Here is a 21,882-nt window from a genome sequence, read left to right as displayed (position 1 = left end):
AAAGATTGTGTGGAAAAGTACAAGCATAAAACTCGTTTTTTGTCACGTGATAACCTATACTGTAGGGTGCAAAAAAAGGAGGAATTGGTTTGACATACCGCGTTTTATTATTTTATAAATACACAACAATTGAAGATCCGGAAAGCTTCGCCAAGGAGCATTTAGCATTTGGAAAAGAAATTGGCATCAAAGGCCGTATTTTAGTAGCCAATGAAGGGATCAATGGCACGCTTTCTGGAACGGTTGAAGCAACGGATCGCTATATGGAAAAAATGGAAGCTGATCCCCGTTTTAAAGGGATTTTTTATAAGATTGACGAAGTAGAAGAACATGCGTTTAAAAAGCTATTCGTTCGTCCGCGCAAAGAATTGGTTTCATTGAACCTTGAAGACGACATCGATCCATTAGAAATGACTGGAAAATATTTAGATCCTAAAGCGTTCAAAGAAGCGTTGTTAGATGAAGATACCGTGGTGATCGATGCCCGTAACGATTATGAATATGATTTAGGCCATTTCCGAGGAGCCGTTCGTCCCGATATCCGCAGCTTCCGTGAGTTGCCGCAATGGATCATCGATAATAAAGAAAAATTCATGGATAAAAAAGTCGTTACTTATTGTACTGGTGGTATCCGTTGTGAAAAATTCTCAGGCTGGCTGCTGCGAGAAGGTTTTGAAGATGTGGCCCAACTCCATGGTGGTATCTTTGCTTATGGGAATGACCCAGAAGTTCAAGGCGAGCTTTGGGATGGGAAAATGTACGTCTTTGATGAACGCATCAGTGTGGAAATCAATCATGTAGATAAAAAAGTCATCGGCCGCGACTGGTTTGATGGGACACCTTGCGAGCGCTATGTAAACTGTGCCAACCCAGAATGCAATCGCCAATTCTTAACTTCTGAGGAAAATCAAGCTGCCCATTTAGGTGCCTGTGGCTATGATTGTGCCATCCACGAACACAACCGTTACGTGGAACAACATGGGATCACAGAAGCGGAAAAAGCTGAACGGTTAAAAAACTTTGCAACAAAAAACGAAACAGTCACTGCCTAAACCGACAACTGTTTCACAGAAAATGAATGATTAAAAGAGTCGCACGTGAGTCCGAAAACTGGCTTAGCTCAGTCAAGTTTTCAATCTTCCGTGCGACTTTTTTGAATGAACAAAGTTGGAAACGACCGTTTTTTAATTATCTGAAAAATCTAACTATTCCAATTGTTCTTTTTTCTTTCCTATCGAGAAAAAACGCAAGGCTCTCGCATATTTCACGATTTTAGAGTAAACTATACCTAATTGTGGAAGAGGAAAGAGGAATTCAGATGAAAATTGTTATTGCTGGTGCAGGTGCTATGGGCAGCCGTTTTGCTATTATGTTAAAAAGAGGCGGAAATGACGTCACGTTAATCGACGGCTGGCCGGCGCATATCGAAGCGATCCGTGAACACGGATTACGAGCGAACTTAAACGGTGAAGAGATCGCAGTCCCTTTTTCGATCTATTCGCAAAATGAGATCCCAACGACTGTACAAGCAGACTTGATCCTGGTCTTTACTAAAGCGATGCAACTGGATCAAATGATGCAAACGATCAAACCGATGATCGGAGAGCAAACGAAAGTCTTATGCTTATTAAACGGGATCGGTCATGAGGACACGATTGAAAAATATGTCAGCACGGATAAAATCTTTTTAGGAAATACCATTTGGACGGCGGACTTGATTGGTCCTGGTAATGTTCGCTTGTTTGGGGATGGTTCTGTAGAACTGCAAAATATCGAACCGGGCAAAGAAGAAGATGCCCGTCAATTAGCGGCAGTCTTGGCTGATGCTGGGTTAAATGCGTCTTATTCTGAGAACATTCGCTACTCCATCTATCGCAAAGCCTGTGTTAACGGCACACTAAATGGTTTGTGTTCGATTTTAAATGTGAATATTGCCCAATTCGGACAAACCTCAACGGCGCGTGCGATGGTCCAAACGATTGTGGAAGAATTTGCGGCAGTTGCTACCCATGAATCTGTTGAACTGGATGTATCCGAAGTAGTCCACCATATTGAAGAAACCTATGATCCAGAAGGCATCGGAATGCACTATCCATCCATGTATCAAGATTTGATCAATAATCATCGTAAAACCGAAATCGATTATATCAATGGCGCAATCTCACGAAAAGGCCGCAAGTACCAAGTGCCAACGCCTTATTGCGACTTTTTGACTCAAATGATCCATGCTAAGGAAGATATTTTAGCAGCAGAATAACACTTCTGCGAAGGTAATAACTCGTAAAATCGCTAGCAGTCAGTAGCGATATCAAGAGACTGCATCCAAATCATTCAGCAAAAAAGTCTTTTCGCTCACTCATAGAAGAAACACTATGAGGGCGAAAAGACTTTTTTTATTGATTTCGAGTGAGTCTGCTTATTTTTTCTTGATACGAATCGCATAAGAATCCAACAAGATTCGAGCAATGACCGATAAGGGCAGTCGTGAGCGGACTTCATAATCAGGGAAAAAGGAAATTTCTGATTTGAAGCCAATCAAAGAAAGCTCGACTAATTCCAGCAAGCGGCTTTCTTTTGAGGCGGTGATCAAAAGCGATCCGATTTCTTTATCGTAACAATTTTGAGCCGCGATGACTAATTCTTCGGTTTCCCCATTTAATGAAACAAAAACCACAGTATCTTCTTTATGCAAACGCTTACTGATCGTAGTGATAATATTGGGATCAGTGTACAACTCACAATATTTATCCACCAGTTGAAATTTTGTCTTCATTTCTTCCCCAATCAATTCTGAAAAGCCCCGTGCAAAAATAACGATTCGTTTCGCGTTGTATATTTTTTGGATCGCATCTTCAATAGTGCCCGTATCCAGCATATTTAAGGTACGAATGACTTCTTGTTCATTTTTAATAATGGAGCGACGGATCTCTTCATCCACCATTTCCACGTTTGAAAAATTCAAGGTTATATTCGATTGCTCTTTTAAATGATGTTTAAAAGAGGTGTAGCCCTCATAGCCCTTTTTCTTCATGGTTCGGACGATCGTTGTCGTTGAAACATTTGCCAGTTCACTTAGTTTGATAATCGAAAGGCTCGGAATTTCTGAAAGGTTTTGCGTAATGTAATTCCATAAAAATAGTTCTGCTTCACTTAATTTGTTGTCCATCTTGCCACCTCTTATCGCTATTTTAGTGTGATTGTATCTGAAAATCAAATGGAATCAAACAAGATTGAAAATGTTTTCAACAGAATGGATCGTTTTAGAAAACATGTACATTCAGAAACAGTGCATACTTAAGGTACAGCAAGGAGGAACAATTATGGGAACGATTTACACATGCACGATGAATTTAGCGATTGACTTATTTATTGAAACAGAACAGCTTTTGCCTCAAGTTGTCAATCGTACACTAGATGATGAGATCCAAGCCAATGGCAAAGGGGTGAACGTTTCTCTTATTTTGAAAATGCTAGGTATTCCCAGCACTGCTTTAGGATTTAGCGGTGGCTTTACAGGAAAATATATTGAAGATTTTTTAAGCGAAAAGCACATCAAGAACGATTTTGTAGCGGTTAATGGAATGACCAGGATCAATGTCTTTACACAAGTCAACGAAGAAAACAAAGAATATAAATTGGTCAATCAAGGACCAGCGATCAGTCCAGAAAATGTGGAACGATTGTTAGCAAAAATCAAGACTCTTGTTCCAGGTGATTTTCTCTGTGTTTCTGGGAGTTTGCCAAAAGGTGTTCAGCCGACGGTTTTGATTGAGATCAGTAAAATCTGTCAGGAACGAGAAGTCAAGCTGATTATTGATAGTAGTTATAAGGAAGTTCGGGAATGTTTGCAGTATCGTCCTTACTTAATCAAACCAAATGAAGAGGAGTTAGCGACACTGTTTGATGTCGCCACGATCGCACCCGAAGATTATCAGAAATACGGTCAAATGTTAATTGCAGAAGGAGCGCAAAATGTGTTGCTGTCTTTAGGAAGTGAGGGGGGGATTTTTTTAAATGAAGCAACTTGTCTGATCGCTAATGCCCCAAAAGGCAAAGTGGTAAATACAGCCTGTGCGGGAGATAGCTTATTAGGGACCTTTATTGCTGGGATGGTTCGCAAGGAGGAGGTTTTTCATACATTGAAAAGAAGTATTGCTGCGGGAAGTTCAACTGCTTTTAAAAAGGGATTGACTGACTTTTTAGATATCCCTGAATTGGAAGCGCAAATACATGTTCATAGAAAGGAAGTCCATAAATGACAAAATTTCAGATAGTAGCTGCGACGGGATGTCCGACGGGGATCGCGCATACGTATATGGCACAAGAAGCATTAGAGCAAGCCGCTAAGAAGCGAGGCATTTCGATCAAAGTAGAGACTCATGGACAGATTGGGATTGAAAATGCGTTGACTGCTGAAGAGATCGAAGCTGCCGACGCAGTCATTATCGCGGCTGATAAAGATGTTCAAGCCGAACGTTTTGCAGGCAAAAAAATCATTGATGTCCCGGTAGCTTCAGGCATTCGCAATGCGGATCAATTGATCGCTGATGCCTTAGAGGGTGCAGGGAAAATCAAACAGCCGAAGCAATCTGTTCCGACCAATAAAGAAGAAGTAGCCGTCAGCGGGATTGGACATACGATCTACAAAAACTTAATGAATGATGTCTCCCATATGTTACCGTTTGTGGTCAGTGGGGGAGTCTTGATTGCTATTTCATTTCTTTGGGGGATTTATTCGGCTGATCCAACTAACGCTCAGTACAACGAATTTGCTGCGCGACTCAATGGAATCGGTGGTTTTGCTATGAGTATGATGGTCCCGATCCTATCAGCATTTATTGCGGAGAGTATCGCGAAACGACCAGGACTAGTGGTTGGGTTTGTTGGGGGCTTGATCGCGGCAGACGGCGGCACTGGCTTTTTAGGTGGGATCGTTTCAGGTTTCTTAGCCGGATATGTCGTGCTAGGGCTGATGAAGGCATTGGTTCTTTTACCTAAATCATTAGATGGTTTGAAAGCAATTTTTCTTTATCCCGTTTTAGGAGTCTTGATTACAGGATTGATTATGGACTTTGTGTCAGGGCCAATGGCAACGATCAACGAAGCAATGATGTCCTTCTTAGCTGGTTTCGAAAACTCTAGTCCCTTTGTATTAGGAATTATTGTTGGCTGTATGTGTGCATTCGATATGGGAGGACCAATCAATAAAGCAGCTTATGTAACAGGTACTGCTTTATTGGCACAAGGAAATACTAGTTTCATGGCAGGAGTTTCGGCAGCGTGCATTGCCCCACCATTGATCACAGGTTTTGCCGTTTTATTCTTTGGGAAGTATTTTGATGCAAATGAAAAAAATGCTGGATTAGTCAATTTTATCTTAGGCTCAACACATATTACAGAAGGAGCGATTCCTTTTGCGGCGAAAGACCCGCTGAGGGTGTTACCGATCATGATGCTTGGTTCTTCGATTGCTGCTGTACTGACCTATCTCTTCAAAGTGCAAGTGCCTGCACCTCATGGTGGCTTTCTGGTATTACCCGTTGTTACTCATGGTCTTTTATGGGTAAGTGCGATTTTGGCAGGATCAATCTCAGGTGGTTTGTTGCTAGGATTGGTTCAAAAAAGAAAATTTGCCAAACAGAGAATGGACGTGAAAGCATGATTACGGAAGAATATATTTTTGTCGATTCCCTCTTAAAAAATAAAGCAGAAGCTCTATCATTTCTAGCAAAAGAAAGTCGGAGACAAGACGATGCTACGGATGCTTCAGAAGTGGAAGCAGCATTTATCCTTCGAGAAGAACAAGGCTCTACAGGCATGATGGATGGTTTTGCCATTCCTCATGCGAAGAGCAGCGTTATTAGACGACCATTTATTAGTGTAATCAAACTTAGAGAAGCAATCGATTGGGACAGTTTAGACGGACAAAAAATCCATACGATCATCGCTATGTTTATACCAGAGAATGAAGCTGGGAGTACCCACCTTACGATTTTATCTCAAGTGGCAAGGATGTTGATGAAAGAAGATTTTAAAAAAGCGATCCAAGCAACTACTTCTAAAACAGCTTTACTACAAGTAATGAATCAGTATCTAGAAGGGAATTGAAAAAATGACTACGACAATGAAGCAACCGATAGCAGTAACAAAACTTTGTAATTCAAAAGGAATCATCAGTGCATTAGCGATCGATCAAAGAGGCGCATTAAAGAGGATGCTAAGTCAATATAAAAAAGAAGTGCCGGATGCAGCGATCGAGCAATTTAAAACCATCGTCTCTGAAGAACTAACACCCTATGCATCGGCTATTTTATTAGATCCAGAATACGGACTTCCGGCAGCAAAACAACGCGCTCAGCAAACTGGTCTTTTGATGGCTTATGAAAAAACGGGGTATGACGCAACGACGCTAGGGAGACTCCCAGACTCGTTAAATTATTGGTCAGTCAAGAAACTCAAAGAGGCAGGAGCAGATGCCTGTAAGTTTTTACTCTACTATGATTTAGACGAAAGCGATGCGATCAACGATCAAAAGAAAGCTTATATAGAACGAATCGGTTCTGAATGTCTGGCGGAAGGGCTGCCCTTTTTCTTAGAGCTAGTCTCCTATGATGCGACCATTTCGGATAACACATCGAAAGAATACGCAACGGTCAAACCACATAAAGTCAATCAAATGATGAAGGTTTTTGCAGAGCCGCGCTATAACGTGGCTGTTTTGAAAGTAGAAGTTCCTGTCAATATGAAGTTTGTTGAAGGGTTCGGGAATGAGGTTGTCTATACACAAAAAGAGGCTGCAGCATTCTTTAAAGAACAAAGCCAGATGGCTGCTTGTCCATTTATTTTTCTTAGCGGGGGCGTCGGTGCGGAGCTTTTTCAAGAAACTCTCCGCTTTGCCAAAGCAGCTGGTTCAACCTTCAATGGTGTATTATGCGGGCGAGCAACTTGGGCAGATGGTGTTAAGGTATTTGCCACTGAAGGAGAAGCTGCTGCAAGACAATGGATGCAAACAGACGGTAGAAAAAACATCGAAACATTGAATGAAGTGCTAATGGAAACAGCTTCTTCTTGTCAGGCAACAACTGAATGATTTCTTTCAATGGGAATATCTGAACTAGGGGAAATAAGGTGTCAACATATGCTGGCTTCCAGACGGTTAAACGGATATCTGAGATTGACTTTCGCCGAAGTCTTTATTTGAAAAAGTCAACGATTTGGGTCATTCTTAAGGAGCGTACTAACCAATCTCCGCCTTTTAATACACTCTAATTTCAATCGTTTCAATTAGCTTAGGGAATTTTCCTAAGCTTTTTTTGTGGAAGAAAAAGGTAGGAGTTTTTCTTTCTTTGACTGCTTGTTATTGGAGTGGCTTTGTTGTGGAAAAATCGAGAGCAATTAATTAAGTCGTCTTCACAAACCGTCCTTTAAAAAAAAGAGCGGATGACTCCATCTAAGGAGAAGATAGGATAGAATAGAACTCGCTTCAACATGATTCTTTCGGCTGCAAAATAAAATTGCATTGTTTTATAAGGCAAACGGTCTGAAGATTATTCAGTGAATTCGTACACTTTTTTTCCAGATCTTTGAAAAAATCCTGTCTTAATTATTATTGGTCAACGCTTATACTGAAAGCGTAATCAAATTGTAGGAGGGAACGTATGAAAGACTGGTTAAATATAGCTGGAAAAACCGTGATCGTAACAGGGGGTTCTTCAGGAATCGGAAAGAGGATTGTTGAAAGTTTATTAGAGCAAGGGGTGAATGTGGCAAACTTTGACCTTACAGAAGCTACGCAACAACATGACAATTTGTTGTTTGTTGAAACGGATATTTCAATAAGGGAAGAGGTGGAGTCAGGTGTAGAAAAGGTCATTGAGCGGTTTGGAACTGTCGATGGTTTAGTGAACAATGCAGGGATCAATATTCCACGTCTTTTAGTAGATAAGAAAGACCCTCATGGGAAATATGAATTATCAGATCCTATTTTTGACAAGATGAGTGCAATCAATCAAAAGGGCGTTTTCCTAATGACGCAAACAGTAGCCCGAGAATTGGTCAATAAAAAATCTGGAGTCATCATCAATATGTCATCAGAATCAGGGCTTGAAGGATCTGAAGGGCAAAGTGCATATGCTGCTACCAAAGCGGCACTCAATAGCTATACAAGATCATGGGCAAAAGAATTAGGAAAATCAAATGTTCGAGTGGTGGGGATTGCACCCGGTATCATGGAAGAAACAGGTTTGAGAACGCCTGCCTATGAGGAGGCATTGGCTTACACAAGAGGGACGACAGTTAAAAAACTGCGAGAAGGATACACAAAAACGAGTACAATTCCTCTAGGTCGGAGTGGCAAATTGACAGAAGTAGCTGACTTGGTCTGCTATTACCTGTCTGACCGATCCAGTTATATTACAGGAGTGACAACAAATGTAGCGGGAGGAAAAACTAGGGGATAGAAATAGGGGGATAAAATGGCATTCGTAAATCGATGGTATCAAATCTTAGACTTGTTAATAACTCATAAGGATATTTCAATCATTGATTTACAGAAAAAGTTGAGCAGTAGTTCAAAAACAGTAAAGAGTAGTATTGATCTGCTTAATGAAGAACTAATTGGTATTGCGAAAATCGTGCAAAGGAAAAAGAGCTATTCGATTGAGGTAGAAGATGCTGAAGAATTTGAACTCATTTTGGCTGGAAAGTTAAAAAAAGAAACCGATTTTAACTCAGCAAGTAAACGGGTGGCATTTATCCTAAAACAATTGATCGAGGAAAAGTCATTTATTTTAATTGACGATCTGTCTGAAGCGCTAGGGATCAGTAGGAGTACTGTCTATAATGATTTTCGGATGCTAAAAAAGCTACTCAAGCCTTTTGATACAGAAGTAGTTGGAACGCCAAATAGAGGGATTCAGATTAAAGGAAGTGAATTTAATCTGCGTTTGCTTTATATCTATTATGTACAAGATTATTTTTATGAAAATTATTTAGAAAATGATACACGAGCAATGATCCAAAAAATCATTTCTCTCTCAGGGATTCCGCAGTATTATGGTCGTTTACTGTATAAAGTGATTTCTATTTCCATGAAAAGGATCATTGAAGGAAATTATTTAGAGACGATACCGAATTGTTATACAAATTTCATCAAAGAAGAAGAACAAATCGAGCAGTTGATCTATCATCTAGAGACCAAATACCGAGTGACTTTAAGTCAAACAGAACAAGACTTTCTCTGGTTCCCGTTAAATTTATCTGCAAATTCCTTAATTGAGCGTACGGTTGTCCCGACAGCAGTCGAACAGTACTTTAAAGCGATGCTAAAGCGAATCCATCGCACGCTCGTTTTGGATATCAATGAGAAAGTGTTGTTTTTAGAAATGAAAGAACACTTAAAGTATATGATCAACCGAATCGTGGTCCAAGCAAAATTAAGCGATTTGTTTTACGGCGAAATCGAGCGACAATATCCCTTTGCCTATGAATTAGCCAAAGTCGGTCTACAAGAGATTGAAGAAGTGGTTGGTCGAACCATACCCACAGTCGAAATCAGTTATCTAGCACTTTATTTTGAACTTGCTTTGAAAAGCCAACAAAACGAACCAGCCAAAAAACAAATTGCTGTAGTTTGTCACAGTGGCAGAGGTACGGCGATGATCATTCGTCGTCAATTGGAACGAGTCTTAGGCAATGATATTCGCATCACCCATTTATCAGAGGAAGCCTATCATCAGGAAAATCTGACCGATTACTTCGCCATTTTTACGACGATCCCATTAAAACATTTAGAGCAAGTGAAAAGTCCAATCATTAAATTGACCAACTTATTTGACGATCATTGGTTGCGCAATGAGTGGGAAAAAGCCGAACGCTTGCAGTCAGTAGGGAAGCAGTCGATCCTCTTACACTTTAACCACTTAGATCCTGACTTGACCTATCAAAAGAATGTCGAGTCAATGATCGCCGAATTAACAAAGGAGCATATAGTAGATGAGTGCTTTTTGGAACGAATCAGACAAAGAGAGGAAAAACATGCCACGATTTTTGATTCTGAGATTGGCTTTCCCCATGCGATCAATGATCAAACAGATAAAATCGTTCTGTCGATAGGTGTGTTCAAAAGGAAATTGGTTACTCCTGAGGGGAATATCAAACTGATTTTTTTGTTAGGTATTCCAAGTGAATTGACAGGGGAAAACGAACAAGACTTGTTGCGCATTTATAATGAATTATTTGCGATTGCTGGCAATGCGGATTTCAGAGAAGAAATCAGTGCCCAAGAAAATCTATTGGCATTGAAAGAATGGCTTTATCAGAAGGAGTTGATTATATGAGTTTTGTTTATCTATTTGGTATTTTTGCCTTAGGCGCCTATTTGTTACAAATTCTTTTTGGGTTGAAACAGATCAAACACTTTAATCAAAACTATCAGCAACTGCGCAAAAAAGGCAAGGTAGCGATTGGACGCAGAGCTGGAAAAATAAAAGCAGGAACGATCGTTTTACTTGCGGTCGATCCAGCAGGAATCATTCTTGATGCCAGAAAGATGCAAGGGGTAACCGTGTTGGCGAAGTTTAAAGAGCTGCCGGTCTATCTAGGAGAAGATATTCATTATATCGATAAGTACCATCCCAAAGTGCAGAAAGAAAACAAGTTGACGATTCAAGCGATGGAAAATGCCAGAGAAATCTATTTGCGCACAGAAGCCGGGAACTATACCGAAAGTCAGGGAGTGTCGCCTGTAACACTGTTGAAAATACAAATACAAACATGGAAAGAAAAAATATATATGAAAGAAAAAAGGAGTGCAAAATAATGGAGTATATTACAAAATTTGCTGAAGGTTTTATGAGCCTTTTTCAAACCGGAGCAGAGACCTTTATCTCATGGATGACAGGTATCGTTCCAGTGGTGCTAATGCTGATGGTCGCCATGAATACGTTGATTGCTTTCTTAGGAGAAGAACGCGTGACCAAAGTGGCACGTTTATCTTCAAAAAATCCTTTCACTCGCTATTTGCTTTTACCTTTCCTATCTGCCTTTATGTTAGGAAACCCAATGTCGTTTACTATGGCTCGCTTTTTACCTGAATACTATAAGCCTAGCTATTATGCCTCACAAGCGCAATTTTGTCACACCAGTAATGGGGTATTTCCTCATATCAATCCTGGAGAACTCTTTGTATGGTTGGGTATTGCCCAAGGAATCACAACATTAGGCTTAAACTCGATGGAGCTGGCGATTCGTTATCTATTGGTCGGTATGATCATGAACTTTATTGGCGGTTGGGTCACCGACTTTACGACTGCTTACGTGTGTAAGCAGCAAGGCATCACTTTGAGTAAAACAGTCAAACTAGCGGCAGAATAAGGAGGAATCAAGATGACGTACAAAAGTATACGAGTAGTCAAAGGCAGTGGCGGTTATGGCGGTCCCTTAGTGATCACGCCGACAGAAGAAAGACATAAATTTATTTACATTACCGGTGGTGGTGAGCGACCTGCAATCATTGATAAAATTGTTGAATTAACGGGAATGGAAGCAGTCAATGGCTTTAAAACATCGATTCCCGATGATGAAATTGCATTAGCGATCATTGACTGTGGTGGCACGCTACGTTGCGGTATTTATCCCAAAAAAGGGATTCCGACGATCAATGTCGTCGCGACGGGGAAAAGTGGGCCATTAGCACAATATATCAATGAACAGATCTATGTTTCGGCGGTTGGGGTCGACCAAATTTCATTAAGTGAAGAGCAAGAAGCAATCACCGTCACCAATGAAGCAACAGCTCCTAAGCGGGAATTCACCTACGATACTTCGAAAAAAATCACGGAGCAAAAAGCCGAGCAGCAAAATTTTATTGCCAAGATCGGGATGGGCGCGGGGAAAGTCGTTGCTACCTTTAACCAATCTGCACGAGACGGGGTTCAGACGATGATCAATACCGTCATTCCCTTCATGGCATTTGTTTCCCTGTTGATTGGGATCATTCAAGGGTCAGGCGTTGGAAATTTCTTTGCGAATGTGATGGCGCCATTAGCTGGCAATATTTGGGGATTGATGATCATCGGCTTTATTTGTTCCTTGCCATTTCTCTCCCCGTTACTTGGACCAGGGGCAGTGATCAGTCAAGTGATCGGGACACTGATTGGGGTCGAGATCGGCAAAGGAACGATTCCACCTCAACTTGCTCTACCTGCATTATTTGCGATCAATACTCAAAATGCCTGTGATTTTATTCCAGTTGGGTTAGGATTAGAAGAGGCAGAAGCGGAAACGGTTGAGGTTGGGGTACCTTCTGTTCTTTATTCTCGTTTCTTAAATGGTGTACCACGAGTCTTCGTAGCATGGCTTGCAAGTTTTGGGCTTTATAGTTAAATCAGTATAGGAGGAAGCAGAAATGGCAGTTTTTACTACGACAGTTCTTTCAATCGGTGTGGAGGCGGAATTATTTCGCGAAGAAAATATGATCATTCTTTTTGGCAAAGACGCACCGACAGCGTTAGCTGACTATTGTTACAATATTGAAGTACAGCCAATGAATGGCACGATTACATCTGAACAAAAATTATGGATCGATGATCAAAGCTATCAAATTACCTCGGTAGGCGATGTGGTATCAAGAAATTTACAAGAATTAGGACACATCACGATTAAATTTGACGGCAGTTCGACCTCTGAATTACCAGGCACACTTTATGTAGAAGCAAAAACGATCCCTGTGATTGAAAAAGGAACGAAAATCAGCATTAAGTAAGGAAACTGTCTAGTAAAACGTAAGATTGAAGGAGTGTAAGCAATGGAATTCTTTTTGGATACAGTAAATCTTGAGGAAATCACCCACTATCAAAAGGTACTCCCGCTGGCAGGAGTAACCTCGAACCCCACGATTTTGAAAGCTGCGGGGAACATCGACTTTTTTACTCATTTGCAAGCAGTGAAAGAACGAATCGGAGAAGCATCCTTACATGTTCAAGTGGTTGGGGAAACCGTCGATGAGATGATCCTAGATGCAGAAACGATTATCAATAAGCTGGGAAAAGAAGTCTATATCAAAATTCCTATCAATGAAAATGGGTTAGAAGCCATCAAACGCTTAAAAGAGCGTGAATTCAACTTAACAGCTACAGCCATTTATACCGAATTGCAGGGGTTCTTAGCGATTGGTGCTGGAGTCGATTATTTGGCGCCATACTATAACCGTATGGAAAATATTAATGTTGATGCACCAACAGTCATTGAATCATTGGCACAAGCGATTCGTACCACTCAAGCACAAAGTAAGATCCTTGCCGCAAGCTTTAAGAACACTGCGCAAATGAATCGCGCGATTCGTGCAGGGGCACATGCGCTCACTGCTGATCCAGACATCTATCGACAAGGATTAGCCATGCCTTCCATTCAAAAAGCAGTAACGGACTTTCACAATGACTGGGTCGAGACGTTTAAGTCGCCATCGATTCAGGGGTTATGCCAATGACGACAACGGTAATTTTTGATATGGATGGGGTTATCGTAGATTCTGAGTATACGTTTTTAGAATCAAAAACAGCGATGCTTCATAGTGAAGGGCACCTTGTAGATGAGTCGTATCACTATCAGTTCATGGGGACCACTGCAGAATTTATGTGGGAAAAAATGAAGGAAGAATTACAGTTACAAAAATCTGTTTCAGCGTACATTGAAGAAATGAATCACAGAAGAAAAGCGTTGATCACACGTGATGGCGTCAAACCGATTCCTCATGTGCAAACATTGATTCGGCAGTTAGCAGAAGCGAACTTTCAGCTTGGTGTTGCTTCCTCTTCTCCCAAAAAAGAGATTGAGGAGAACCTGGATCAATTGCAGTTGCGAAACTATTTTACAGAGATCGTCAGTAGTGAAGAGGTAGCACGCTCGAAGCCTTTTCCTGACGTATTCTTGAAAGCAGCGTCGTTGTTGAGCGCGAACCCTCAGCAATGTATCGTCATTGAAGATACGATCAATGGCTGTAAAGCTGCTAAAGCTGCGGGTATGTACTGTATTGGCTTTGCGAATCCAGCATTCCCTGTGCAAGGTCTGCCAGCGGATCAAACGATTATTGATTTTCGTGACCTGAATGTGCAAGAATTGAAAACCATCAAATAATACGCACAACTAAAATGACCAACCTAGGAAAGGATAACTGCTAATGAAGCTGGAATCCTCCTTTCCTTGGCTGGTCATTTTTAATTTTTTTGCATGATAGTCAAAGAATAAGCTTATTCTGTCGGCAGATCCGCCATAAACCGTTCTCTACCTTGAAAGACCGCTAATTGATTGACACCAAAGGAACGCAACAGATCGCTCATCGCTGCAAAATCTAACCGATAGTCACTGGCTTTATGGGCATCAGAGCCGAGGGTGAACAATTTACCACCGACACTTTGATACAGCGGGATTGCATATTGATAAAGGTGGGCATTTTGATAGGGGCCAAAGCTCTTAGCGTTGATTTCCATCGCTAAGTCACGGGCAACGATTTTTTTGAAGATCGTCGTTAACTCTGTTTCAAAATGGGCGGCCAATTCCTCAGCTGTAAATTGGAAACGACGCAAGCCATAATCAAAGTGGGTCACGATATGCCCGTCAGAAAACGAGTCCAACACGTGGGCCATTTGGTCAAAGTATTGTTTGGCGACTGCAAATTTGTCCTTGTTCAACACGGCATCGTCCATATAATCAAAGGTACCGTTTTGATGGATACTGATCAATTTCAAGTCATAGGGATGGCTTTCAAGATAGCGCAAGATTTCTTGTTCTTGACCAGGCACGACACCAATCTCGATGCCTTTTAAGAGTTTCGTCGCTGTGGTCTCTTGCAGCTTCTGGTGGGTATTTACTAGTAATTCATAGTCAGGAATATCATCACGGAATCCCGAATAGGGGTTCTTCAAATCGAAATGATCTGTCGCAACGAAGTAGGCAGGTTGGTAAGCTAGATAATTCTCAAACTGTTCATCTGAATCAAAAGACAAAAATGTATGCAGATGTTGATCATAATAATTCATAAACAAGACTCCTTTTCTTGAATACGATACCACAAAAAAGCAGAAGAAACTATGATTGGCTGAGAAAAGGTTTTCTCTTGGGCAATTTTTCGATTATAATAAATAAGAATAGAGCGAAGGAGTCGGTCAGCCATGAGTATGTATCTTGAAATTCCTGAATTTGAAAGTGAATTTCGTTTTCGAACGTTTCTAAATGATGGGTTGACCATCGTTTATCCCCATGTCCATAAAGAAATCGAGATCATTTACGCTAAGCGCGGCACGGTCAATATTGGTGTTGACGATACGATCATTGAGTTGGAGGAAGGGGATCTGTATCTTTTTTCCAGCGGGCAACCCCACTATTTTCTAGCATCGCCTGAGAGTGAACGCTATGTCTATCAATTTGATATGCAGCTTTTTGAAGAGCCGCTGCTGCGAGAAAATGAAGTATCCTTGATGACACTCTTTGAAGAAGGGGAGCCCCACAGCAAAAATTGGCCAGCGAGTTTTACGGAAAAAATAACAGGTCTCTTGATCGAGTTGTATCAGTTGGAAGAAGAAAATGTTGTTGGGAAGCGTTATTTGACTCTCGGGCTGCTTTACCAGTTGATTGGGGAGTGCTATCAAGGTTTGCCAAAGCGCAAACAAGCCGTCAATCCGCTAAAACGAACGGCCGCACAATACAAAGAAACCTTGCAGCGCCTGAATGATGTCTTTGAGTACATCGAATCTCATTACCAAGAAGTCTTGACGATGGAGGACACCGCAAGACATGTAGGGTTTAGTCCCCATTATTTCACGCGTTTCTTTAAAACCAATACTGGCAAGACCTTCATGCAGTTTTTGACGGAATACCGCATCAATCAAGCCAAATTTATCTTGGCCAATGAAAAGATTCCCATGGCAGAAGTCGCTGAAAAAGCAGGTTTTGCCAGTGTCAAAACATTTCACCATGTCTTTAAGGAAGCCGTTGGTCAATCACCGTTGCAGTACCAGAAACAACTGAATCAAAATTGATAGAAACAGCCGATGAGCCTTTGCTTGTCGACTGTTTTTTTTTGTCAATTTGGCACTATTTTTTCTCAATAGTGTTTTTTTAAGCGTTTTGTATAAATTGTGGAGTGGTTCTTTTTGTTAAAGTTTCATAAGATAATTTTCGGGAATTTTTTCAATGGAAACTGGGAAGAACTGCTTTCGATGTTTCGCTATAATGAGGGGGTAGAAAATAATAAGCGTTTTCAGGAGGAAAGATATGACAGTTAAAGTTGGAATCATTGGGTGCGGTGGGATCGCAAACGGCAAGCACATGCCTGCCTTGTCTCAAGTAGAAGAAGTAGAAATGGTTGCCTTTTGTGATCTGCTGGTTGAACGTGCAGTTGAAGCGAAATCAGCATTTGGGACCGAAGATGCCCAAGTATTCAGCGATTATCAAGAAATGTTGGCACAAGCTGATCTAGATGTGATCCATGTGTGTACACCAAACGCCTCACATGCTGAGTTGACGATTGCCGCACTAGAAGCGGATTGTCATGTCATGTGTGAAAAACCAATGGCAAAGACAGCGGCAGAAGCCAAAGCAATGATCGAAGCAGCCAACCGAACAGGAAAAAAACTCACGATCGGCTACCAAAACCGTTTTAGAAAAGATTCTCGTTATCTTCATGAAGTGTGCGCCGAAGGACAATTAGGAAACATTTATTTTGGGAAAGCTCATGCGATCCGTCGTCGGGCTGTGCCAACTTGGGGTGTTTTCCTTGATGAAGAGGCGCAAGGCGGCGGTCCTTTGATCGATATCGGTACCCACGCATTGGATCTGACCTTATGGATGATGAACAATTACAAACCAAAATTTGTTGTCGGAAAAGCGTATCATGAGTTGTCACAAACCAAAAATGCCGCAAATGCTTGGGGCCCTTGGGACCCAGAGAAATTCTCAGTAGAAGATTCGGCCTTTGGTTTTGTGGTCATGGAAGATGGCGCAACGATTTTCTTAGAAGCCAGCTGGGCACTCAACAGTTTGGACGTGAAAGAAGCCAAAACGACACTGATTGGTAGCAAAGCCGGTGCGGATATGAACAACGGTTTGACCATCAATGGGGAAGACCACAGCTTGCTGTATGAAAAAAATATCGAACTTGAAACAGGCGGCGTTGATTTTTATGAAGGAAACGGGGAGACGCCAGAAATTTTAGAAGCACAATCGTGGATCCATGCGATCATCAACGATACCGAACCAGTGGTCAAACCTGAAGAAGCAATGGTCGTGACGGAGATTTTAGAAGCGATCTACAAATCATCGCAAACCGGTGAGCCAGTCTACCTATAAGAACTGCTGGAAGAAAAGGAGCGAGCATAAATGACAAAACCGAAAATCGCTTTACAGCTTTGGAGTATTCAAGAGGACTGCAAGACAGATCTTTTTGAAGCGTTGAAAACAGTAAAACAAAACGGCTATGACGGTGTTGAATTTGCCGGTTATCATGGACACAGTGCTGTTCAGATCAAAGAAATGCTGGAGCAGTTGGATTTGGCGGTCGCGGCTTCCCATATCCCGTTTGAAGCATTGCAAGATCGTTTTGAAGAAACCGTCGCTTTTGAAAAAACGATTGGCAATCAACGGATCGTGATTCCGTATGCCAGCTTTGATTCTTTGGAAAAATGGCAAGCCTTTGCTGCGGAGCTGACCCAGATCACCCAAAAATTGCAGGCAGAAGGGCTGACTTGTTACTACCATAATCATGCCCATGAATTTACTGAAATTGCTGGAGAATCCATGATCGATGAACTGATCAAAGACAATCCGCAACTGCGTTTGGAAGCCGACCTTTACTGGTTAGCCTTTGCAAACGTGGCTGTTTTACCTTGGCTAAAGGAACGCGAAACGAAGGTCGGTTTGGTTCATATCAAAGATATGCAAGAGCAGCCGCAGGAAAGCACCGAGATCGGCAATGGGATTTTACCAATCAAGTCGTATGTAGAAGCAGCTAAAGCATTAGAACTACCATGGCTGATCGTCGAGCAGGAAGCGTTTCAAAAATTCGCTCCTTTAGAAGCCAGCGGGATTGATTATCTGCAATTAAAAAACATCGTAGAGGAGGTCTACCAATGATCCATGTTACGGTATGGAACGAGTTTCGTCATGAAAAAACAAATGAGACCGTCCAAAAAATGTATCCAGAAGGAATCCATGGTCAAATTGCCAAGTTTTTAGCAGAGGATGATTTCCAAGTGCGAACGGCGACCCTTGATGAACCAGAACACGGGTTGACGGAGCAAGTATTGGCTGACACGGATGTGTTGGTTTGGTGGGGCCATATGGCGCATGAAGAAGTCGATGATGCTATCGTTGCTCGTGTGCAGCAGCGTGTATGGGAAGGAATGGGACTGATCGTCTTGCATTCTGGTCACTTTTCGAAAATCTTTAAAACGTTGATGGGAACGTCGTGCGATTTGAAATGGCGGGTAGACGATCAGCATGCGCGGATCTGGAATGTTAATCCAAGCCACCCAATCGTTGAAGGAGTCGGCGAATGGATCGAACTAGAGCAAGAGGAAATGTATGGCGAGCACTTTGATATTCCAGCGCCGGATGAATTGATCTTTGTCAGCTGGTTCCCTGGGGGTGAAGTTTTCCGCAGCGGCTGTACATTCCGCCGTGGGAATGGCAAGATTTTCTATTTCCAGCCTGGTCATGAGACATTCCCAAGCTATTACAATCCCAAAGTGCAAAAAGTGATCCAAAATGCGGCTCGCTGGTGTGCACCAACAGAAAATCGTTACCCAACATATGGGCATTTTCAAGCAATTGAGGAGGAAAGAAAATGAAATTAGGTGTTTTTACCCCATTATTCAATCAACTTAGCTTTGAAGAAATGATCGATGAAGTAGCGAAAAAAGGGCTCCAAACCGTTGAGATCGGTACCGGTGGTTCTCCCGGCAATGCCCACTTAGACATTGACCGTTTACTAGCAAGTGAAGCAGAGCGAAAAGAATACTTAGCGAAATTAGCTGATAAAGGATTGGAAATCTCAGCTTTGAGCTGCCACAACAACCCAATCTCTCCACTAAAAGCAGAAGCGAAAGAAGCCGATCAACTTTTGCGCAAAACCATCAAATTAGCCAGCTTAATGAATGTACCTGTTGTGAATGGATTTTCAGGCGTTTCAGGCGGAAATGAAACAGATACGCAAGTCAACTGGCCAGTATTGCCGTGGCCAACGGAATACGATGACAATTATAATTATCAATGGGAACAAAAATTGATTCCTTATTGGAAAGACATCAACACGGAAGCGGAAGCGGCTGGTGTTAAAATTGGGATCGAACTTCATGGTGGCTTTTTGGCACATACCCCTTATACGATGTTGAAACTGCGGGATGCTGCGGGGAAAGCCATCGGCTGTAACTTGGATCCAAGTCATTTATGGTGGCAAGGGATCGACCCAGTGGCAGCGGTCAAAATCTTAGGGGAAGCCGATGCGATCCATCACTTCCATGCCAAAGATACGTATTTGGACCAAGACAATATCAACATGCATGGCTTGACGGACATGCAGCCATATAGCAATGTCAAAACCCGAGCTTGGACCTTCCGTTCAGTCGGTTGCGGCCACAGCTTACAAGTCTGGTCAGATATTATTTCTGCGCTTAGAATTTATGGGTATGATTATGTCTTGAGTATTGAACATGAAGATCCAATCATGTCCATTGATGAAGGACTGACTCGTGCCATCAGTAACTTGAAGACGATTATGATCCGTGAAGAAGCTTCATCCATGTGGTGGGCATAAGAAGAAAACCGAGGAGTGTCAGACATGAGTGCAATCAATTTTGCAGTAATCGGATATGGCGGCATGGGTGCGTACCATGTCCACAATATCTTACCAAATGAAAACGAACGAATCCACATCGTAGGAACTTACGATATCAATGAAGAACGTCAAGCGATCTCCCAAGAAAAAGGCCATAAGATCTTTAAAAGCTATGATGAAGTCTTAGCCGATGAGACGATCGAAGCAGTACTGATCGCCACACCTAATGACTTGCACAAAGAGTTATCGATCGCTGCGTTGAAAGCAGGCAAACATGTTGTTTGCGAGAAGCCTGTTGCGCTGAATACTGCGGAACTAGATGAGATCGTGGCGGTTGCCCAAGAAACTGGCAATACCTTTATGGTTCACCAAAACCGCCGTTGGGATCCTGATTTTCTACTTGTACGCGAACTGTACCGTAATGGACAGATCGGTGATTTGTTCCAATTAGAATCACGGGTCCAAGGGGCAAACGGCATCCCAGGAGACTGGCGCCATGTGAAAAAACAAGGTGGGGGAATGCTTTTAGACTGGGGCGTTCACTTGTTGGATCAAATGCTATGGCTGATCGACAGCCCAGTGAAAGACGTCAAAGCGGATCTTAGCTTTGTGTTGGGGGAAGAAGTCGATGATGGGTTCTTCGCTTTGATTACTTTTGAAAATGGGGTCAAAGCAATCGTGGAAGTTGGAACCTCCAATTACACGCAATTGCCTCGCTGGTACATCAAAGGAACAGAAGGAACAGCCACCATCACCGATTGGGATTTAAATGGGGAAATGGTGCAAGCAACAGGTCGCGAAGATGTGGCAGCACCAAAACCAGTCCAAGCAGGCGTCGGCTTGACGAAAACGATGGCACCCCCATCGGAATTGGCAGCCAAAGAAATTCCTTTCCCGAAAGCCGAAGCGGATTTTGAACCTTTCTACAAGAATTTTTACAACGTTGTACGCAACGGTGCCGAACCTATCGTTAAAAACGAAGAAGTCCGAGCAGTGATGCAGTTGATCGAACGCATTTTTGCCACAGCGTAAGAGAATAGAAAAAAGCACTAGCTGAGGGAGTGGTCTCTCTTCGCTACGTGCTTTTTTGTGTAATGAAACGACAACAGTCATTCCGATACGTAAAAATTGAACAATAAATCTTGAGGATAATTTCCCCATCGATCGCCGAAAATGGTCAGACCACCAGCGTTTTCGGCAGTTGCAGGTGCAGCAATTTTAAAGGTGAAAAAGTCACTGTGGTCTAAGTCGATTTCATTCAGGTTGTGATCTGTTAATTTTTCTCCATCAAGGGAAGTATCATAGCGATTGATGCGCAAATGCTTAAGTAATCCATATTGACTGAACTCATCGATCCACCATTGCGGAGTCAGAGAACCTCTGACATCCGAAAAGTTTCCTGGTACGGTGTAGCTACCGATGCAGTGATTGTTTAAGTAAAAGGAAAGATCACTGGGCCAATAGTTATTCGAAATTGGGAACTCTGAAGCGATCTCCATACTGATTTCCAGTAATTCGATTTTTTCGCCATTTTTCAAAGGATTTGGGATTTTGTATTCTAAAAAACCGTTATTTAGCCAGATGATACTTGCATCAACACGTTCTTGATCCAGAAAAGATTTTGGATCATCTAAGGCGCCAATCAAGCGGTCTTTGGTCGCCATTCCACAAGAAGGCTCAGCTTTAAAATCGGTGAAGTGGCCAATTTTCACGGATTGGGAGGTTAGATTCATTTCTGGAAACACTTTTGCTGGGAAATTGATATTGATGAAATCAGTTTTTAGAGATAAGTATTTTTTCTTCCAGTCTTGCCCCGATCCTTTTTCTGTTTTGATCAACTGAGCTTCTTCGAGTTTACGGATATGTTTGGTCATCAAAGCATTGCTGATTGCTAATTTTTGTCCAATTTCACTGATGCTTTTCTTCTTATCGCCTAATTCTCTTAAAATCGCTAAGCGAGTTTCATTTGCCAGTGCTTCGTAGATCGGTAAAGATGCGTTTGTTAGATCCAATTCCATAGCGATCACCTCGTTATACTAAAATGTTTAATGAAA

General features: G+C 41.9%; 23 protein-coding genes. 20 read left to right on the top strand and 3 right to left on the bottom strand.

Features of this window, described 5'->3' with window-relative positions; genetic code table 11:
* Window positions 1-89: 89 nt before the first annotated feature.
* Complete coding sequence (trhO, locus tag ENLAB_RS05960; RefSeq protein ID WP_096741697.1) at window positions 90-1,052, top strand: oxygen-dependent tRNA uridine(34) hydroxylase TrhO; 963 nt, start codon at window positions 90-92, stop codon at window positions 1,050-1,052.
* Between the two features lie 266 nt (window positions 1,053-1,318).
* Entirely contained in the window at window positions 1,319-2,257 is a 939-nt protein-coding gene (locus ENLAB_RS05955) for a 2-dehydropantoate 2-reductase (RefSeq protein ID WP_008379573.1), read from the top strand.
* Window positions 2,258-2,416: 159 nt separating this feature from the next.
* On the opposite strand, the gene ENLAB_RS05950 is transcribed toward ENLAB_RS05955, so the two are convergent.
* On the bottom strand, window positions 2,417-3,166 hold the full coding sequence (locus tag ENLAB_RS05950) for a MurR/RpiR family transcriptional regulator (protein WP_096741696.1): 750 nt from the start codon (window positions 3,164-3,166) through the stop codon (window positions 2,417-2,419).
* A 154-nt stretch (window positions 3,167-3,320) separates the two neighbouring features.
* Between ENLAB_RS05950 and pfkB the strand changes: the two genes are divergently transcribed.
* The 12 genes from pfkB (at window position 3,321) to ENLAB_RS05890 (ending at window position 14,133) form a co-directional block, all read left to right on the top strand.
* A complete protein-coding gene (gene pfkB / locus ENLAB_RS05945) occupies window positions 3,321-4,259 on the top strand; it encodes a 1-phosphofructokinase (protein ID WP_081119286.1) in 939 nt (312 codons plus the stop codon).
* Window positions 4,256-5,662: a PTS fructose transporter subunit IIC gene (locus ENLAB_RS05940; protein ID WP_244353096.1), complete on the top strand. Its 1,407-nt coding sequence runs from the start codon at window positions 4,256-4,258 to the stop codon at window positions 5,660-5,662. The genes pfkB and ENLAB_RS05940 overlap by 4 nt, the downstream gene beginning before the upstream one ends.
* Window positions 5,659-6,108 (top strand): PTS sugar transporter subunit IIA, encoded by a 450-nt coding sequence (locus ENLAB_RS05935; protein ID WP_195266162.1) that lies wholly within the window; start codon window positions 5,659-5,661, stop codon window positions 6,106-6,108. Before ENLAB_RS05940 ends, ENLAB_RS05935 begins: the two co-directional genes overlap by 4 nt.
* A gap of 4 nt (window positions 6,109-6,112) precedes the next feature.
* Window positions 6,113-7,090, top strand: a complete 978-nt coding sequence (gene lacD / locus ENLAB_RS05930) for a tagatose-bisphosphate aldolase (protein WP_244353095.1) — start codon at window positions 6,113-6,115, stop codon at window positions 7,088-7,090.
* A 568-nt stretch (window positions 7,091-7,658) separates the two neighbouring features.
* A complete protein-coding gene (locus ENLAB_RS05925; RefSeq protein WP_081119282.1) occupies window positions 7,659-8,459 on the top strand; it encodes an SDR family oxidoreductase in 801 nt (266 codons plus the stop codon).
* Window positions 8,460-8,474: 15 nt separating this feature from the next.
* Complete coding sequence (locus ENLAB_RS05920) at window positions 8,475-10,337, top strand: BglG family transcription antiterminator (RefSeq protein ID WP_244353094.1); 1,863 nt, start codon at window positions 8,475-8,477, stop codon at window positions 10,335-10,337.
* Window positions 10,334-10,819, top strand: a complete 486-nt coding sequence (locus ENLAB_RS05915; protein ID WP_074934131.1) for a transcriptional regulator GutM — start codon at window positions 10,334-10,336, stop codon at window positions 10,817-10,819. Before ENLAB_RS05920 ends, ENLAB_RS05915 begins: the two co-directional genes overlap by 4 nt.
* Complete coding sequence (gene srlA / locus ENLAB_RS05910) at window positions 10,819-11,373, top strand: PTS glucitol/sorbitol transporter subunit IIC (RefSeq protein ID WP_074934132.1); 555 nt, start codon at window positions 10,819-10,821, stop codon at window positions 11,371-11,373. Before ENLAB_RS05915 ends, srlA begins: the two co-directional genes overlap by 1 nt.
* A gap of 12 nt (window positions 11,374-11,385) precedes the next feature.
* Window positions 11,386-12,384: a PTS glucitol/sorbitol transporter subunit IIB gene (gene srlE / locus ENLAB_RS05905; RefSeq protein WP_244353093.1), complete on the top strand. Its 999-nt coding sequence runs from the start codon at window positions 11,386-11,388 to the stop codon at window positions 12,382-12,384.
* A gap of 22 nt (window positions 12,385-12,406) precedes the next feature.
* Complete coding sequence (locus tag ENLAB_RS05900) at window positions 12,407-12,763, top strand: PTS glucitol/sorbitol transporter subunit IIA (protein ID WP_142425049.1); 357 nt, start codon at window positions 12,407-12,409, stop codon at window positions 12,761-12,763.
* A gap of 42 nt (window positions 12,764-12,805) precedes the next feature.
* Window positions 12,806-13,486 carry a fructose-6-phosphate aldolase gene (locus tag ENLAB_RS05895; protein ID WP_081119278.1) on the top strand — a complete coding sequence of 227 codons (681 nt, stop codon included), beginning with the start codon at window positions 12,806-12,808 and terminating at the stop codon, window positions 13,484-13,486.
* On the top strand, window positions 13,483-14,133 hold the full coding sequence (locus ENLAB_RS05890; RefSeq protein ID WP_081119277.1) for an HAD family hydrolase: 651 nt from the start codon (window positions 13,483-13,485) through the stop codon (window positions 14,131-14,133). The genes ENLAB_RS05895 and ENLAB_RS05890 overlap by 4 nt, the downstream gene beginning before the upstream one ends.
* 113 nt (window positions 14,134-14,246) lie before the next feature.
* Here the strand turns inward: ENLAB_RS05890 and ENLAB_RS05885 are convergent, their stop codons facing one another.
* On the bottom strand, window positions 14,247-15,035 hold the full coding sequence (locus ENLAB_RS05885) for a PHP domain-containing protein (RefSeq protein ID WP_244353092.1): 789 nt from the start codon (window positions 15,033-15,035) through the stop codon (window positions 14,247-14,249).
* 132 nt (window positions 15,036-15,167) lie between these two features.
* Between ENLAB_RS05885 and ENLAB_RS05880 the strand changes: the two genes are divergently transcribed.
* The 6 genes from ENLAB_RS05880 (at window position 15,168) to ENLAB_RS05855 (ending at window position 20,860) form a co-directional block, all read left to right on the top strand.
* Window positions 15,168-16,034 (top strand): AraC family transcriptional regulator, encoded by an 867-nt coding sequence (locus ENLAB_RS05880; RefSeq protein WP_077452146.1) that lies wholly within the window; start codon window positions 15,168-15,170, stop codon window positions 16,032-16,034.
* A 235-nt stretch (window positions 16,035-16,269) separates the two neighbouring features.
* Window positions 16,270-17,343, top strand: coding sequence for a Gfo/Idh/MocA family protein (locus ENLAB_RS05875; RefSeq protein WP_244353091.1), 1,074 nt, complete (start codon window positions 16,270-16,272; stop codon window positions 17,341-17,343).
* A gap of 30 nt (window positions 17,344-17,373) precedes the next feature.
* Window positions 17,374-18,126 carry a sugar phosphate isomerase/epimerase family protein gene (locus ENLAB_RS05870; RefSeq protein WP_200125539.1) on the top strand — a complete coding sequence of 251 codons (753 nt, stop codon included), beginning with the start codon at window positions 17,374-17,376 and terminating at the stop codon, window positions 18,124-18,126.
* Entirely contained in the window at window positions 18,123-18,842 is a 720-nt protein-coding gene (locus tag ENLAB_RS05865) for a ThuA domain-containing protein (protein ID WP_167826892.1), read from the top strand. Before ENLAB_RS05870 ends, ENLAB_RS05865 begins: the two co-directional genes overlap by 4 nt.
* Window positions 18,839-19,807 (top strand): sugar phosphate isomerase/epimerase family protein, encoded by a 969-nt coding sequence (locus ENLAB_RS05860; protein WP_081119273.1) that lies wholly within the window; start codon window positions 18,839-18,841, stop codon window positions 19,805-19,807. Before ENLAB_RS05865 ends, ENLAB_RS05860 begins: the two co-directional genes overlap by 4 nt.
* 24 nt (window positions 19,808-19,831) lie before the next feature.
* Entirely contained in the window at window positions 19,832-20,860 is a 1,029-nt protein-coding gene (locus ENLAB_RS05855) for a Gfo/Idh/MocA family protein (protein WP_010749991.1), read from the top strand.
* A 77-nt stretch (window positions 20,861-20,937) separates the two neighbouring features.
* Here the strand turns inward: ENLAB_RS05855 and ENLAB_RS05850 are convergent, their stop codons facing one another.
* Complete coding sequence (locus tag ENLAB_RS05850) at window positions 20,938-21,846, bottom strand: ArsR/SmtB family transcription factor (RefSeq protein ID WP_008380365.1); 909 nt, start codon at window positions 21,844-21,846, stop codon at window positions 20,938-20,940.
* Between the last annotated feature and the right edge of the window lie 36 nt (window positions 21,847-21,882).

This window comes from Enterococcus innesii, from assembly GCF_022846515.1.
GTDB classification, from domain to species: domain Bacteria; phylum Bacillota; class Bacilli; order Lactobacillales; family Enterococcaceae; genus Enterococcus_D; species Enterococcus_D innesii.
Note: the sequence above shows the minus strand (reverse complement) of the source record. Positions and strands in the feature narration are given on the sequence as shown.